This is a genomic window from Salinimicrobium aquimaris, assembly GCF_035607535.1.
Taxonomy (GTDB): Bacteria; Bacteroidota; Bacteroidia; order Flavobacteriales; family Flavobacteriaceae; genus Salinimicrobium.
The window spans coordinates 172,306-187,749 of sequence record NZ_JAYDZX010000017.1 but is presented as its reverse complement, the minus strand read 5'-3'; the positions used below and the strand labels follow the sequence as shown (position 1 = coordinate 187,749).

The 15,444-nt window shown below is 41.9% G+C and carries 11 protein-coding genes; 8 read left to right on the top strand and 3 right to left on the bottom strand.

The features are described 5' to 3' along the window. Positions 1–201: 201 nt before the first annotated feature. The gene (locus tag VR862_RS14540; RefSeq protein ID WP_324721745.1) at positions 202–1,698 is read right to left on the bottom strand and encodes a TrkH family potassium uptake protein; all 1,497 of its coding nucleotides are present in this window, start codon (positions 1,696–1,698) and stop codon (positions 202–204) included. Further along, positions 1,698–3,047 carry a Trk system potassium transporter TrkA gene (trkA, locus tag VR862_RS14535; protein WP_324721744.1) on the bottom strand — a complete coding sequence of 450 codons (1,350 nt, stop codon included), beginning with the start codon at positions 3,045–3,047 and terminating at the stop codon, positions 1,698–1,700. The genes VR862_RS14540 and trkA overlap by 1 nt, the downstream gene beginning before the upstream one ends. A 132-nt stretch (positions 3,048–3,179) precedes the next feature. On the opposite strand from trkA, the gene ubiE reads away from it, so the two are divergent. Both ubiE and porT read left to right on the top strand, forming a co-directional pair. Further along, positions 3,180–3,908 carry a bifunctional demethylmenaquinone methyltransferase/2-methoxy-6-polyprenyl-1,4-benzoquinol methylase UbiE gene (gene ubiE / locus VR862_RS14530; RefSeq protein WP_324721743.1) on the top strand — a complete coding sequence of 243 codons (729 nt, stop codon included), beginning with the start codon at positions 3,180–3,182 and terminating at the stop codon, positions 3,906–3,908. A gap of 4 nt (positions 3,909–3,912) precedes the next feature. Further along, complete coding sequence (porT, locus tag VR862_RS14525; RefSeq protein WP_324721742.1) at positions 3,913–4,620, top strand: type IX secretion/gliding motility protein PorT/SprT; 708 nt, start codon at positions 3,913–3,915, stop codon at positions 4,618–4,620. On the opposite strand, the gene VR862_RS14520 is transcribed toward porT, so the two are convergent. Continuing rightward, positions 4,607–5,350, bottom strand: coding sequence for a TrmH family RNA methyltransferase (locus VR862_RS14520; RefSeq protein ID WP_324721741.1), 744 nt, complete (start codon positions 5,348–5,350; stop codon positions 4,607–4,609). The genes porT and VR862_RS14520 overlap by 14 nt on opposite strands. Before the next feature lie 37 nt (positions 5,351–5,387). On the opposite strand from VR862_RS14520, the gene tamL reads away from it, so the two are divergent. From tamL to VR862_RS14490, 6 genes are all read left to right on the top strand, one after another. Next, on the top strand, positions 5,388–7,952 hold the full coding sequence (gene tamL / locus VR862_RS14515; protein ID WP_324721740.1) for a translocation and assembly module lipoprotein TamL: 2,565 nt from the start codon (positions 5,388–5,390) through the stop codon (positions 7,950–7,952). A gap of 43 nt (positions 7,953–7,995) precedes the next feature. After that, the gene (fbaA, locus tag VR862_RS14510) at positions 7,996–9,063 is read left to right on the top strand and encodes a class II fructose-bisphosphate aldolase (RefSeq protein WP_324721739.1); all 1,068 of its coding nucleotides are present in this window, start codon (positions 7,996–7,998) and stop codon (positions 9,061–9,063) included. Between the two features lie 67 nt (positions 9,064–9,130). After that, positions 9,131–9,988 carry an acetyl-CoA carboxylase, carboxyltransferase subunit beta gene (gene accD / locus VR862_RS14505; protein WP_324721738.1) on the top strand — a complete coding sequence of 286 codons (858 nt, stop codon included), beginning with the start codon at positions 9,131–9,133 and terminating at the stop codon, positions 9,986–9,988. 124 nt (positions 9,989–10,112) lie between these two features. After that, positions 10,113–10,382: a 30S ribosomal protein S15 gene (rpsO, locus tag VR862_RS14500; protein ID WP_324721737.1), complete on the top strand. Its 270-nt coding sequence runs from the start codon at positions 10,113–10,115 to the stop codon at positions 10,380–10,382. A gap of 304 nt (positions 10,383–10,686) precedes the next feature. Further along, entirely contained in the window at positions 10,687–12,924 is a 2,238-nt protein-coding gene (locus VR862_RS14495; RefSeq protein ID WP_324721736.1) for a polyribonucleotide nucleotidyltransferase, read from the top strand. 171 nt (positions 12,925–13,095) lie between these two features. Then, a complete protein-coding gene (locus tag VR862_RS14490; RefSeq protein WP_324721735.1) occupies positions 13,096–15,438 on the top strand; it encodes a TonB-dependent receptor in 2,343 nt (780 codons plus the stop codon). Positions 15,439–15,444 lie beyond the last annotated feature (6 nt).

Below are 15,444 nucleotides of genomic sequence, written 5' to 3'. Positions count from 1 at the left end.
TATTTGTACTTTTTTAGAATCAAGGGGGTAAAACCCTTTTAAAGTACCTTTCAAAAATGACATTTTTGAAAGGTATTTTTGTTATAATTCAAAACGTTAAGTACTGAATGCTGACATCACCTGCACGGATTGCAAATTCGTGCCATCTCGTTATATGTTGCAAAAACTACCAACTATTGACTAAAGACTACCGCCTAAAAACTATCTGTTTCTCCAGAAGAACGGGGTGAGGAGAATCAGCACGGTAAAAAGTTCAAGCCTTCCAATCAACATTAAAAAAGAACACCACCATTTTCCCTGCGGAGGAAGAGAGTCGAAATTATTCACCGGACCGAGGTCGCCAAAGGCCGGCCCAATATTTCCGAGAGAAGAAGCAGCCCCTCCAATGGCAGTTTCAAAATCCAGTCCCATTGCAGCAAGCACCACGGCTCCTATAATAAATGACAGCATATAAAGAATAAAAAATCCGAGTATATTGAACACGATCTTTTTACTAATGCTCTTTCCGTTGTAATGAACAGGAAGAACGGCATTAGGGTGAAGGGTTCTTTTAAACTCGATCAATCCATTCCTGATCATGATGACATGTCGCATTACTTTCACACCACCCGCAGTAGAGCCCGCAGAACCTCCCAGGAAGAAGATTCCAAAGAAGAAAACCGTTAGGAAAGTGGTCCACATGGTGTAATCTGCCGTCACAAATCCGGTGGTCGTAACGATTGCCAGAACTTGGAATAAAGCATGCCTTAAGGCGCTTTCAAATTCTCCCAGAACCATTGGGTGCTCTATGGAAGAGAGAGAAGGATCTGCCTTAAAAAAGATAATGAGAGTGGCAACTACGGTAAAACCAACAACAAAATAAGTGTACCATTTGAACTCCTCGTCTCTAAGCACCTTTCCGAAGTTACCTTTAAAACCAAAATAGCTAATAACGAAGTTGGTTCCTGCCAGGAACATAAAAAGACAGACAATGTACTGCACCAGCGGGTTATCATTCCAGAATGCAAGACTGGCATTTTTAGTAGAAAATCCTCCCGTTGACAAAGTACTAAGGGAGTGGTTCACAGCATCAAATAATCCCATTCCGGCAACGTATAGTAAAATGGTTTCAGCAAAAGTTAATCCCACATATATGAACCAAAGTCTCTTAGCTGTATCGGTAATTCTGGGTTTCAGTTTATCTGCACTTGGTCCTGGCGCTTCCGCAGCAAATAACTGCATTCCTCCAATCCCCAGTAGCGGTAGTATGGCAATTGCGAGGACAATTATTCCCATACCGCCTATCCAGTGAGTAAGACTCCTCCATAAAAGCAAACCTTTGGGTACAGATTCTATATCATTTAGAATTGAGGCACCTGTGGTCGTGTAGCCAGACATGGTCTCAAAGAAGGCATTTGTAAAGGATGGAATGCTTCCACTAATCACATAAGGCAGTGTACCACTCAATGCCATGAAAATCCAACCAAAGGTCACAATTAGATATCCATCTCTTTTTTTAACTTCTTTCTTGTGCCCCCGGGTGAGGAGCATGGCAAAGGAACCCACACCAATTGTAATCAAAGCGGCCGCCAGAATTTCCATTACCACTCCGTCATCATAGTAAAAGCTAACTGCAGCTGCCGAAAGCATAAAGCCTCCGTTACATACCAGCAGCACCCCCATGATATGGCTTATTATGGGTTTATTAACTCTGGGCATTACAGGAACAATTTTTCAACTTTTTGAATGGCATGTGGAAGGCAACAAATAACTATCCTATCACCCGGGAGAATCTTGAAATTTCCCAAAGCGATTACTCCGATTCCGTCGCGTATTGCCCCGCCAATAATTGCTGAGCGAGGAAAATCCAGGTCGACGATCTTTTTGTTGCTTACCTTGGATGTGGGTTTTACTATGAATTCGAGCAGTTCCGCATCCATATTGCTTAATCTGGTCATTGCAACCACCTCTCCCTTTCTGATATACCTGAAGATATTACTGGCGGCCAGGAGTTTTTTATTTATCAGCGTATCTATTCCAATAGAATGGCTCAACTGAAAATAATCCATGTTTTCGACCAGTGCTATTGTCCTCTTTACATTTTTTGATTTGGCTACAAGGCAGGTCATGATGTTAGTCTCAGAATTACCCGTAACTGCAATGAAAGCATCCATATCCTGAAGACTTTCTTCTTCGAGTAACTCTACATTTCTTCCGTCGCCATGAATAACAAGCGCCTTTGGCAATTCATCTGCCAGATCAAAAGCAGTATCCTTGTCACTTTCGATCAGCTTGACGTTCATTTTCTTCTTACATAAGTCGGTGGATGCTTTACGACCAATCTTACTTCCTCCCAGGATCATGACATTTTTCATGTTCTGCCGTTTTTTCCCGGTAAGCTTATAAAGGTCGTTCACCCCTCCCCTTGTGGTAACAAAATAAACCTGATCCCCATCCTTAAACGTGGTATTCCCCCTGGGAATAATAGTTTCTATAGTATCTTTCCTTCTTAGGGCAATGGGCATGAAATGGATTCCGGGAAATATCTTGGCAGTATCCTTTACAGATTTTCCCACAAAAGCTGCCGATTCAGATAATGTCATCCCCACCATGGTGAGAGCACCGTCCTCGAATTCATAGCTATCGTTGAAGGCCGACTGGTTCAGCAACAATTCGATCTCCCGGGCAGCCAGTGCTTCAGGAGAGATCAATTCATCTATCCCGAACTGTGTAAAACCGATTTCGTTCTTATTATCGAGAAATTCTGTATTTGCAATTCTGGCAATGGTGCGTTTTGCGCCCAATTGTTTGGCAAGTACACACACAGTAATATTTGTGGTTTCACTGCTGGTTACGCCAATCACAAGGTCCACATTTTTGACCTGTGCATCTTTTAGCACAGCAATAGAAGTAGCATCTCCTCTTAAAGTGCGGATATCAAGGTGGGCATCAGCATAAATGAGATTTTCCCTGTTATTGTCAATCAGGGTGATGTCTTGAGATTCGTATGATAATAATTTAGCTAAATGAAATCCTACTTCACCGGCACCGGCAATAATTATTTTCATAAGGAACGAGTAAGTTCAAGGGGAACAAAGTTAAGGTATTTAGCTCAACCAAAACAAAATACCGCCGAAGTATTTAGTTTGAAGCCTCAGCATTTGGTGGATATTCTTGTATCTTTGGCGAAAATTTTTTGAATGGGAAAAAAGATCACTCCATATAAAGATTCAGATCTGGGAAAGAAAAAACAGGTTGAACAAATGTTTGATACCATTTCAACAAACTATGATGGCCTTAACAGGGTGATCTCCTTTGGTATTGATGTGAAGTGGCGTAAGAAGGTAGTGAAAATGGTTTCTGAAACCAATCCTCATGCAGTTCTTGATATCGCCACCGGCACCGGTGATCTCGCCATAAGCCTTGCAAAGACAGGAGCAAAAAGAATCGTTGGACTTGATCTTTCGGAAGGAATGCTGGCCGTAGGCAGAAAAAAGATAAGGGAAGAGGATCTTTCAGAGAGAATTGAGATGATCCAGGGCGATTCTGAAGCCCTACCGTTTGAAGACAACACTTTTGATGCCATAACAGTTGCTTTTGGAGTACGAAATTTTGAAAATCTGGAAAAAGGACTGGCTGAAATCTTAAGAGTTTTAAAACCTGGAGGAATTTTTGTCATTTTAGAGACCTCTGTTCCTACTAAGTTCCCTTTTAAGCAAGGATATTACTTCTACACCAGAAATCTGCTTCCACTTATTGGCAAACTCTTTTCAAAAGATAAGGTAGCGTATAGTTACCTGAGTGAAAGCGCAGCTGCTTTTCCATATGGAGATAAGCTCAACAATATTTTGAAAGAAATTGGGTTTATAGATGTGAGCCACAAACCTCAAACTATGGGAGTGGCGACAATTTATTCGGCATCAAAATAGATCTATGAAGAAGTTCCTGATACTGGTAATTGCCATACTTTTCGCATTGCCTGCACACGCTCAGTTGTTTGGCAGGGATAAGGTGATCAATAACCCTAATTTCGATATGCAACGTTTTTCCTGGGGATATTTTTTGGGTTTCAACACCTATGACTTTGATTTCGATTATAAGAGGTATGTCGCGAGTCCCGCCACCGGAAAAGATTTTTCTGTTGACCGGACTATAGGTTTCAACGTCGGACTTATTGGAAATATGAGGCTCAGTGATCACCTCGACCTAAGGTTGGAACCCGGAGTTTCTTTTAACAGGATCAACTTCCAGGCAACTAAAGCCGATAGCAAGACATTCAGGGAGATCAACTCAACTTTTGTGCACATTCCTTTGCTTTTAAAATTTTCTACAACCCGTATAGGCAACTACAAACCCTTTGTGGTGGGTGGAGCTTCTACATCGATAAATCTTTCCAGCAACGAGAACAACCCGGATGATAATAAGGATGGGCAGTTTCGAATGACCACTAATAATTTCTACTATGAAATAGGTTTTGGGATAGATCTTTACCTGTACTACTTCAAATTTACACCTTCCATACGAGGAGTGTTTGCCATTAATGATGAGCTGGTGAGGGATGATGACCCCAATAGTTTTTATACAGGAAACGTAGAGAGCATGTCCTCCCGCGGAGTTTTCCTCAATTTTACTTTTCAGTAAAACTCATCCGTCTGAATTCACTTAAGAAAATTGCAGCGGCTGTTGCCACATTAAGGCTTTCGGTGCTTTGTGCAGCTCCAAATTGAGGTATATGTATTTTTTCAGAGATGAGGTTCTCAATTTCTTTAGAAATTCCATTTGCTTCGTTCCCAAGCACAATAATTCCATCAGAAGAAAGATGTTTCGTATAAACATTCTCACCTTCTAAAAAAGTACCATAGATTTTCTTCTTCGTTTTAGCCTGAGTGAGATATTCAGAAATGTCACAATAATGAATATTTACTCTGGAGATAGAACCCATGGTAGCCTGAACTACTTTTGGATTATAACAATCCACCGTTTCCAAGGAACAAATGAGGTGCCTTATTCCAAACCAGTCACAGAGGCGGATTATTGTTCCTAAGTTACCGGGATCCTTTATCTCATCCAGCACCAGCTGCAGTCCTTTCATATCTGGGACTTCCGGTATTGGAATCTGGAAAACAGCCAAGGCGGCTTGCGGGGTGTGCAGGTTGCTTATCTTCTTAAGATCGGCTTCAGAAATAAGAAAAGTCCTGTCCTCTTCAGCTTTGAAAATATCTTCGGTAGTATAAAGTGCATGAAGCTTGAAGGACGAATTCAGGAGTTCAAAAATGCCTTTTTTGCCTTCAATTACAAATAGCCCATTTTTCATCCTGTACTTTTTTTGAGACAGGCTTTTTATAAGTTTAATTTGGCTTTTGCTAAACATACCAAAGTTGTATTTTTGAGCACATTAAAAAGGCTACTTGAGACATTTGCGGGCAAAAATATCATTAATTCTTTTAACTGCTTTATTTCTTTCTTCCTGTAACGCTGTAAAAAGAGTTGAAGATGATCAAAGACTTCTCACAGAAAATACCATTTTTGTTAATGGTGAAGAAATTTCTCAAAGAAATATTTACAACCAGATCTACCAGGAGCCGAATAAGACCTTTTTAGGCCTTCCGTTGCAATTATACCTCTACAATTTAGCCAATCCCAACCCTGATACAACCTATTTGAAGTGGCTACACAAAAAGCCAAATAGACCCGAAAGACTTGCCAGTTTACTTTCAGAAAAACAAGTAGTAAGGCTCGGAAACATCTACGTTAACATCAATGAGTGGATCATGAAGACGGGAGAACCACCTGCTATAGTTACAGAAGGACAAACCCAACGTTCTGCAGAAAGACTGAAGGCATGGTACTGGAACAATGGATGGTTTAATGCCGAAACCGCGTATGAGATTATCCCCACCAGAAAGAAACGGGCAAAAGTCAATTATTTCGTCACTCCCAAGGAACCATACATAGTCGATTCCATTACCACCAGAATAGCTTCAATAGTGGCCGATTCTATATACGAGGCTCATAAGGCAAATTCACTTATTGTACCTGGCGTGCAGTATAAAACTCAGGATTACGGAGCCGAAAGGGAACGACTCACTCAATTATACCGCAATAATGGTTTATACCATTTTGAGCAGGAATACATCAGCTTTGAAGCAGACACTGTAAATACAGATCATAAAGTAAATACAGCGGTTATCATCCAGAATCGCGAAGCAACCGTGGATGGTGTAGAAACGAGGGTTCCTTACAAGGTTCACAAGGTGAGCAAAGTAAACATCTTTCCCGGTTACAGGTTTGAAAACAGGAATGAACCAATTACAGATACCGCATCAAATGAGGGGTACGACCTCTACAGTTTTGATCAACTGGAATTTCGACCTAAGGCTCTAACAAATGCAGTTTTCATTACCCCCGGAACCATCTATTCAGATGCCGACAGGACCCTTACTTACAACCGTCTCAACCAACTCAGGATCTTTAGGTATCCTAACATTCAATACATGGAAGATCCTTCCGACACAACCGGAACAGATCTTATCGCCAACGTGTTCCTTACCCCGAGACAAAAATATTCTCTCGGATTTGAATTCGATCTCTCCCAAAGTAATATCCAGAAATTTGGAATTGGATTTGGTGGTTCGCTGTTGATCCGGAATGTCTTTAGAGGTGCTGAGATCCTAGAAATTGGAGGCCGCGGTAGCATTGGTTCTTCCAAGGATGCTGCAAATGATTCCGACCGTTTTTTCGATATAACAGAAGTAGGAGTCGATGTGGATCTCACTCTCCCCAGAATTTTATTTCCAATTGAGACAGAGCGGTTCATTCCTAAATACATGTACCCTTTTACCACCCTTGGCGTAGGTGCCAGCACTCAAACGAACATCGGTCTCGACAAGCAAAGCTTAACCGCAGTCATGAACTACCGGTGGCTGCCTAACGATAATCTCACACACCTCCTTGACCTTGTAAATATTCAATACATCAGGAATCTTAATACTGATAACTATTTTAATGTATATAGAAATTCTTACCTGGAGTTGAATCAAGTGGCTACTGCCGATAATGTAAACGCTCCAGATCAATTCTACACTATTGGAGATCAGGGAACCCGGTTCCTTCAAATTCCTGAAGGTGCCGATGGTTTTTTACAGGCTGCACGTACCGGAGGAGTAACCGGACTTACGGCACCTCAAACTGAAATTCTCAACGACCTTAGAGAAAGAAAGAACAGGCTCACTGAAGACAACCTTATTTACGCCACCAATTTTTCATACATCCTCAACAACAAGGAAAATATTTATGATGAAGATTTTTCACGGCTACGGGTAAAGGTCGAAGCTGCCGGAAATATTTTGGCCGCCGTTTCAGAACTTGCCGGTGTAGAAAAAGATGAATCGGGAAGATTCAGCATTTTCGGAGTGAATTTTTCTCAATACCTAAAAACTGAAGTTGACTACATAAAGCACTGGGATCTGGGCAGGGACAATGTAATCGCTATCCGTTCCTTTGGCGGGATCGCTGTCCCGTATGGGAACTCCAACAGCATTCCATTTATCAGGTCCTTTTTTGCAGGAGGACCAAATGATAATCGGGCGTGGCAGCCTTACTCTCTTGGCCCCGGAAGCAGTGGCGGCCGAAATGAATTCAATGAGGCAAACATGAAGATCGCACTCAGTACAGAGTACAGATTTAACCTTTTTGGGGACCTACATGCTGCCCTCTTTGCCGATGCAGGAAATATCTGGAACGTTTTTGATGTCGTAGAGGAAGAAGCATCGACTTTTACCAGCCTTAGCGACCTCGAGGAGCTCGCTTTGGGAACAGGAATTGGCCTGCGTTACGATTTTGATTTTTTCGTGTTGAGGTTCGATGTTGGATTCAAGACTTACAATCCTGCCCTGAAAGCCGGAAATCGGTGGTTTAGAGGGTACAATTTCTCTAAAGCAGTATTCAACGTAGGAATCAATTATCCTTTCTAACCCGACTATTTTTCTTATTTTTGTTAACCTAAAAACCAAATCAATGAGTCATAATATAAAACCCGGAGTTGCCACTGGAAAAGAGGTCCAGGAAATATTTCGATATGCAAAATCCAAGAAATTTGCTTTACCGGCAGTCAATGTGATTGGATCCAGCACAATAAATGCGGTGCTGGAGACAGCCGTAGAGCTAAATTCCCCTGTAATCATACAATTCTCTAATGGAGGTGCCCAGTTCAATGCCGGGAAAGGTCTCTCAAACAAAGATGAAAAAGCAGCCATAGCAGGAGCTGTTGCCGGCGCAAAACACATACATGAACTGGCAGAGGCTTACGGCGCGACTGTCATTCTTCATACAGACCACTGTGCAAAAAAACTTACCGGCTGGGTAGACGGTATGCTCGATGCCAGTGAAAAACATTTTGAGCAGTTTGGAAAGCCACTTTTCAGCTCCCATATGCTGGACCTTTCTGAAGAGCCTTTGGAAGAAAATGTTCAAACCTGCAAAAAATACCTGGAGCGTATGAGCAAAATGGGTATGACCCTCGAGATCGAGCTCGGGGTAACAGGTGGCGAAGAAGACGGTGTGGACAATACAGATATTGATTCTTCGAAATTATATACCCAACCAGATGAAGTAGCTTATGCTTATGAAGAGTTGAGCAAAGTGAGCGACCAGTTTACAATTGCAGCTGCCTTTGGAAATGTTCACGGTGTATATAAGCCTGGAAATGTTAAGTTAACTCCTGTGATCCTAAAGAATTCGCAGGATTTTATTTCTGAAAAATATGGAGTTGAAAAAAACACCATAGATTTCGTTTTCCACGGTGGTAGTGGCTCAACTGTTGAAGAAATAAGAGAGGCAATTGATTACGGAGTGATCAAGATGAACATAGATACAGATCTTCAATATGCTTATATGGAAGGAATTCGTGACTATATGAATGAAAAGTCTGAATACCTGAAATCGCAAATCGGCAATCCTGAAGGTGCCGATTCTCCAAACAAAAAGCACTATGACCCTAGAAAATGGGTGCGTGAGGGAGAGTTGACTTTCAAAGCCCGTTTAAAAAAGGCTTTCGAAGACCTTAATAACGTAAATACACTTTAAAAACCTATTTTAGAAAGGCTTCAAAAATGCTATTTTTGCGGCCTTTCTTTTTTAATCCCTATACAATATGGCCTGGTTTAGAAGAACACAAAAAGGTATCCAGACTGCAACCGAAGACAAAAAAGATGTCCCTAAAGGATTGTGGTACAAGTCTCCAACCGGAAAGATCGTTGATGCAGAACAGCTGGAAAAGAATTTTTACGTAAGTCCCGAGGACGGTTACCACGTGAGAATTGGAAGCAATGAATATTTCAAAATTCTCTTTGACGACAATAAATACACTGAACTGGATAAGAACCTTTCATCCCGGGATCCACTTGAATTTGAGGACACCAAAAAATACACAGACAGACTGGAGGAGGCGCAGAAGAAAACCGGTCTCAAAGATGCAGTTCGTACGGCTGTAGGAAAATCTAAAGGTAAAGAGCTGGTGATAGCCTGTATGGATTTTGCCTTTATTGGAGGGTCCATGGGTTCGGTAGTAGGTGAAAAGATCTCCCGCGCTGCCGATTATGCTCTGGAGCACAAAATACCACTCATGGTGATCTCAAAATCTGGTGGAGCAAGAATGATGGAAGCCGCTTTCTCTTTAATGCAGCTGGCCAAAACTTCAGCTAAACTGGCGCAACTTGCAGATGCCCGGATACCATACATCTCCCTTTGTACAGATCCCACCACAGGAGGAACCACCGCTTCTTTTGCGATGTTGGGAGATATAAACATTGCTGAACCCGGAGCTTTGATCGGTTTTGCAGGACCCCGCGTAGTGAAGGACACAACCGGAAAAGATCTTCCAGAAGATTTTCAAACTTCTGAATTTCTACTGGAACACGGGTTTCTGGATTTCATCACCAAGCGATCTGAACTAAAGAACAAAGTCAACAAATACATTGATCTTATTCTTAATGAGCCAATAAGAGCCTAAAATGTCATTTTTGACTGAGTTTCAGAAAAGTAAAAATTTAGCTGTTCGTATTTAATATTATATTATCTTTGCGCCCTGGCAGAAAAGCTGTCAATACATAAAAATCATTAAAATTAATATTGGAATGTATTTAACTAAGGAAGCAAAAGAAGAACTTTTTGCAAAACACGGAAAAGGGAAGAACGACACCGGTTCTGCCGAAGGGCAAATCGCCCTGTTCACTCACCGTATTGAACATTTGACCCAGCACTTGAAAAAAAATCGCAAAGATTATAATACAGAGCGGTCACTAGTGAAGCTGGTAGGTAAGAGAAGAAGCCTGCTTGATTATTTAATGAAGAAGGATATCTTAAGATATCGTGCAATTATTAAAGAACTAGGATTAAGAAAATAAGAAAAAGGGGCTATTGCGGCCCCTTTTTTTATTCTAATTCTTCTGAAAAAACAGCTTTTATAAAAATTATTACCTCCTTTTTCTTTTCCCTTGAAAATTCTGTGTAATTTTTAACCTGAAAAAAATAAGTAATAAAAGCTCATTTTTGACACCTGTAGTTTTTCTGACTTAGCAGGTGAGGAAACAAAAGGCAGTTTTTCATTGGTCTTCACAACTCACAACAACAACACAACTGTCCCGTTCAGCATAAACGGGAGACCATTGTTTAACAAACCTGCATGAGCAGGAGTAGAATTAAAAATTTATGATTCCAAAAACTTTTAGAGAGGTCATCGACCTGGGAGACGGCAGGACCATCTCCATCGAGACCGGAAAACTGGCAAAACAGGCCCATGGTTCTGTTGTTGTTCAAATGGGAGATGCAATGTTGCTTTGTACCGTAGTTTCTAACTACAACAAAAGCACCGCCGACTTCTTTCCATTGACCGTAGATTACAGAGAGAAATTTGCAGCCGCAGGAAGATATCCGGGAGGATTCTTCAAAAGAGAAGCCCGTCCAAGTGACGGTGAAGTTCTTGTAATGAGAATTGTTGACCGCGTATTGCGTCCACTTTTCCCTTCAGATTATCGTTATGAAACTCAGGTGATGATCCAGTTGATGTCTCATGACGAAGAAGTAATGCCCGATGCACTTGCAGGATTGGCAGCTTCCGCAGCGATCCAGCTTTCTGATATTCCTTTCGAAACTCCAATCTCTGAAGCCCGCGTGGGAAGGATCAATGGAGAATTCGTGATCAACCCTAGCCGCAGCCAATTGGCAGAATCTGATATCGATATGATCATTGGAGCATCTGCAGATTCTGTGATGATGGTAGAAGGTGAGATGAAAGAGATAAGCGAAGAGGAAATGGCCGAAGCCATTAAATTCGCTCACGAAGCCATTAAAGGACAGATTGAAGCTCAAAACCGGCTTGCCGACGCTGTTGGAAGAAAAGAAACCAGAGAATATGCTGTAGCAGATTCTGATGAGGATCTTTACAACAAGATCCGCGAAGCTGCATATCAAAAGATCTATGACATCGCCAAAGGAGCTCACAGCAAACACGAGCGCAGCGATGCATTTTCAGCAGTAAAAGATGAAGTTCTTGCAATGTTCTCTGAAGAGGAACTCGAAGAGAAGAAAGATCTTATCAAGAACTATTTCAATAAAGTAGAAAAAGAGGCTGTAAGAGAGTTGACTCTTGCAGAAGGTTTACGCCTGGACGGTAGAAAGACAGATGAGATTCGCCCAATCTGGTGTGAGATTGATTACCTTCCGTCTGTTCACGGTTCTTCTATTTTCACCAGAGGGGAAACCCAGGCGCTCGCCACGGTGACCCTTGGTACTTCCAGAGAAGCAAATATGATAGACATGCCAACTCACCAGGGTGAGGAGACATTCTACCTTCATTATAACTTCCCTCCTTTTAGTACAGGAGAAGCTTACCCTATTCGTGGAACTTCGCGTAGAGAGATTGGGCATGGTAACCTGGCTCAACGAGCTCTAAAAGGAATGATCCCTGAAGATTGCCCCTACACTGTACGTGTGGTTTCAGAAGTTCTGGAATCAAATGGATCATCATCTATGGCAACAGTTTGTGCCGGAACTATGGCAATGATGGACGCGGGTATTCAGCTGAAAAAACCTGTTTCAGGAATTGCGATGGGACTTATTTCTGATGGAGATCGTTACGCAGTACTTTCAGATATTCTGGGAGATGAAGATCACCTGGGAGATATGGACTTTAAAGTTACGGGAACGGCCGACGGAATTACGGCTTGTCAGATGGATATAAAGGTAAAGGGACTTGCTTATGAAATCCTTGTAAAGGCTTTAAAACAAGCCAGAGCAGGAAGATTACACATCCTTGATAAATTAACTGAGACCATTGCAGAACCAAAGGCAAATGTGAAAGCTCACGCTCCAAAAATGGAGAAAGTGGAGATCCCGGGAGAATTTATTGGTGCCGTTATTGGACCTGGTGGAAAAGTAATCCAGGAAATGCAGAAGGAAACCGGTACTACCATTGTCATCGAAGAAGTTGAAGAAATGGGAGTGATCGAGATCTTAGGGGTAAACCAGGAGATGATCGATGAGGTTAAAAAACGTATTAAAGCTATTACTTTCAAACCTGAAGTTGGAAAGGTTTACGAAGTGAAGGTCGTTAAGATGTTGGATTTTGGTGCTGTAGTGGAATACAAGGAAGCCAAAGGAAATGAAGTCCTACTTCACGTATCTGAACTGGCATGGGAACGCACAGAAAATGTTTCTGATGTTGTAAAAATGGGTGATGAATTTGAGGTGAAATATCTCGGAATTGATCCTAAGACCAGAAAACCAAAAGTTTCAAGAAAGGCTATTTTGCCAAAACCTGAAGGTTTCCAGTCCAGACCTCCAAGAGACAGGGATAACAGCCGTGATGGTGGCAGACGCGACAATCGAGGGCGTGATGACCGTTCCAGAGGAAATCGTGACAGAAATGACAGGAACGACAGGAACTAAAACCTGAATTTATACTATAAAATCCCCCTGCCTACCACAGCAGGGGGATTTTTTTTGCTCATCTTCAATGCCTTAAGTTTTAAGGCAAATTATTCCCTCTTCTTGCTTTGTTTTTATTTAGATTGATTCTACATTTGTCTTCAATTTATAATCAATCCAAATAAAAATACGATGAGATTTCTACCCCTTCTCAGTTTTATGTTCTTCAGTTTGCTGGCAACTGCACAAACTGCTACACTCACGGGCAAGATTACAGGACCCCAGAGTGAAGAGGTGCCGTACGCAGCTCTCAGCTTTCAACAATCAGACATAACCACTACAGCAGGTGCAGATGGCACCTACAGTTTTTCGTCATTGACTGCCGGAAACTATACCCTTTTAGTAACAGCACCAGGATATGTTCCTACTACCCGAAAGTTTAGCCTGGCGGCCGGAGAAAACAAAATCCTGAACATTGTCATGGAACAAGAGCTCAAGGATCTTGAAGAAATAATAATAACTACCAACAGAAGGACCGAAACTTTAGATGAAGTACCTTCCTCTGTTTCTGTCCTCAACTCCCGTGAAATCGAGAGATTTAGCCTTACCAGTAATTCCATTGCCGATGTCATGAATGAAGTGCCGGGACTGGCTTTAAGCACGAGCCAAACCAGTAGCACAGGACAAACCCTTAGAGGAAGGAAGATGCTTATCCTTATCGACGGAATTCCACAGTCTACCCCTCTGCGCAACGGAAGCAGAGATGTTAATACCATCGATCCAAATGTCATAGAAAGAATTGAGATCATTAAAGGTGCAACTGCTATATACGGTAACGGGGCAGATGGAGGGATTATCAACTACATCACTAAAACCCCAAAGGCCTACAAAGAACTTGAAAGCACCACAGAACTTAGCAGCGGAATTTCACTTGTAAATACCGAGCACACCCTTAGTTCCAAATTATCACAAACTTTCTCGGGACAGGTGAATAAGCTGGGCTACGTGGCAAATGCGAGTTTCGGCCAAACCGGGATCTTTAGAGATGCTAATGGCGAAGTGGTCTCACCTTCTTATGGCCTTGGAGAAACAAATCAGTACAATTTCTTCGGAAAGCTCAACTATGAAATTGACCACAATAATTCTGTTGAATTCATGTACAACTATTTCAGCAGCAATCAGGACACAGAGTATATCAACCAGCCCGGAGTTTATGGGGAACGCCCTGCAATTGGCGTCATTGGTGAGGAATTAGGTGTGGACCAGGGAAACCGTTACAACCATAACGGGCAGTTTACTTATAATTCATTTGATCTTTTTGGAGATACAGATTTTAATGCCAACCTTTATTTTCAGGATTTCAAGACGGTTTATGGCTACTCTCCTTTCTTCTTCAACAGTGAAACAGGTTATGAAGGTGGGCAGTCAATGATCGAATCTGATAAAAAAGGAATACGTGCTAATTTTAGAACTCCCTATGCATTTGGAGGAGACATTTCCGGAGATATTCTCTACGGAATTGATATACTCAACGACGTTACCTCTCAGCATCTTGTGGATGGCAGACTCTGGGTTCCGGAAGTTGACATGAAGAATTTCGCTCCTTACGCCCAGCTGAAGACCCTTTACCGCGACTTTGTCCTAAAGGCCGGAATTCGTTTTGAGAACATCAACATTGACATACCAGACTATACTACCATTTTCATAATGCCCAACGGGGGAACTCCGCAAGGAAATGTCTCTGTTGAAGGAGGAGAGCTCAAGTACGACGCCACCACCTTCAACGCCGGTTTGAGGTATAACGGTTGGAAATATCTTCAACCATTTGTAAGCTTCTCCCAAAGTTTCTCCATCGCCGATCTTGGCCGTACGTTGAGAAGCGCAACAGAAAATACCGTGGGCCAGATCTCTTCGGAAGCTGTTATCGCCAATAACTATGAAGTCGGGTTCAACAGCAATTTCGGAAACACATCTCTTAGCGGAGCTTATTTCATAAGTACTTCAGAACTGGGAGCAACCTACCGCGAAGTAGACGGAATATTTCAGATAGCCCGTCAGCCTGAAAAGGTTTACGGCTTTGAAGCAGCTTTAGACACAAGATTGTCCCAAAATCTCACTTTTGGCACTTCAATTTCATATATAGAAGGAAAGCTGGATTCAGAAGATAATGGTGACTATGATCTTTGGATGAATGGCGACAGAATTCCGCCTATGAAGATCGCCTCTTACATTAATTACAATGTCTTGAGTAAAGTAAATGTACGCCTTGCACATATTTATAGTGGAGACAGGGACAGATTTGATCCGAGACCAAATGGAACTTATGTCTATGGTCAGGGTCCTGTAGATGCTATAAATCTTGTCAATCTTACCACTACCTACAACATGTCTGCTAATACCCTTTTGAGCCTGGGAGTGCAAAACCTTCTTAATGAAGATTATTACCTTCCAATTTCACAATGGGATGCAAGACCGGATAATTATATCAAAGGCAACGGAACCCGGCTAAACCTATCGCTAAAGGTTAACCTGTAACAAAAC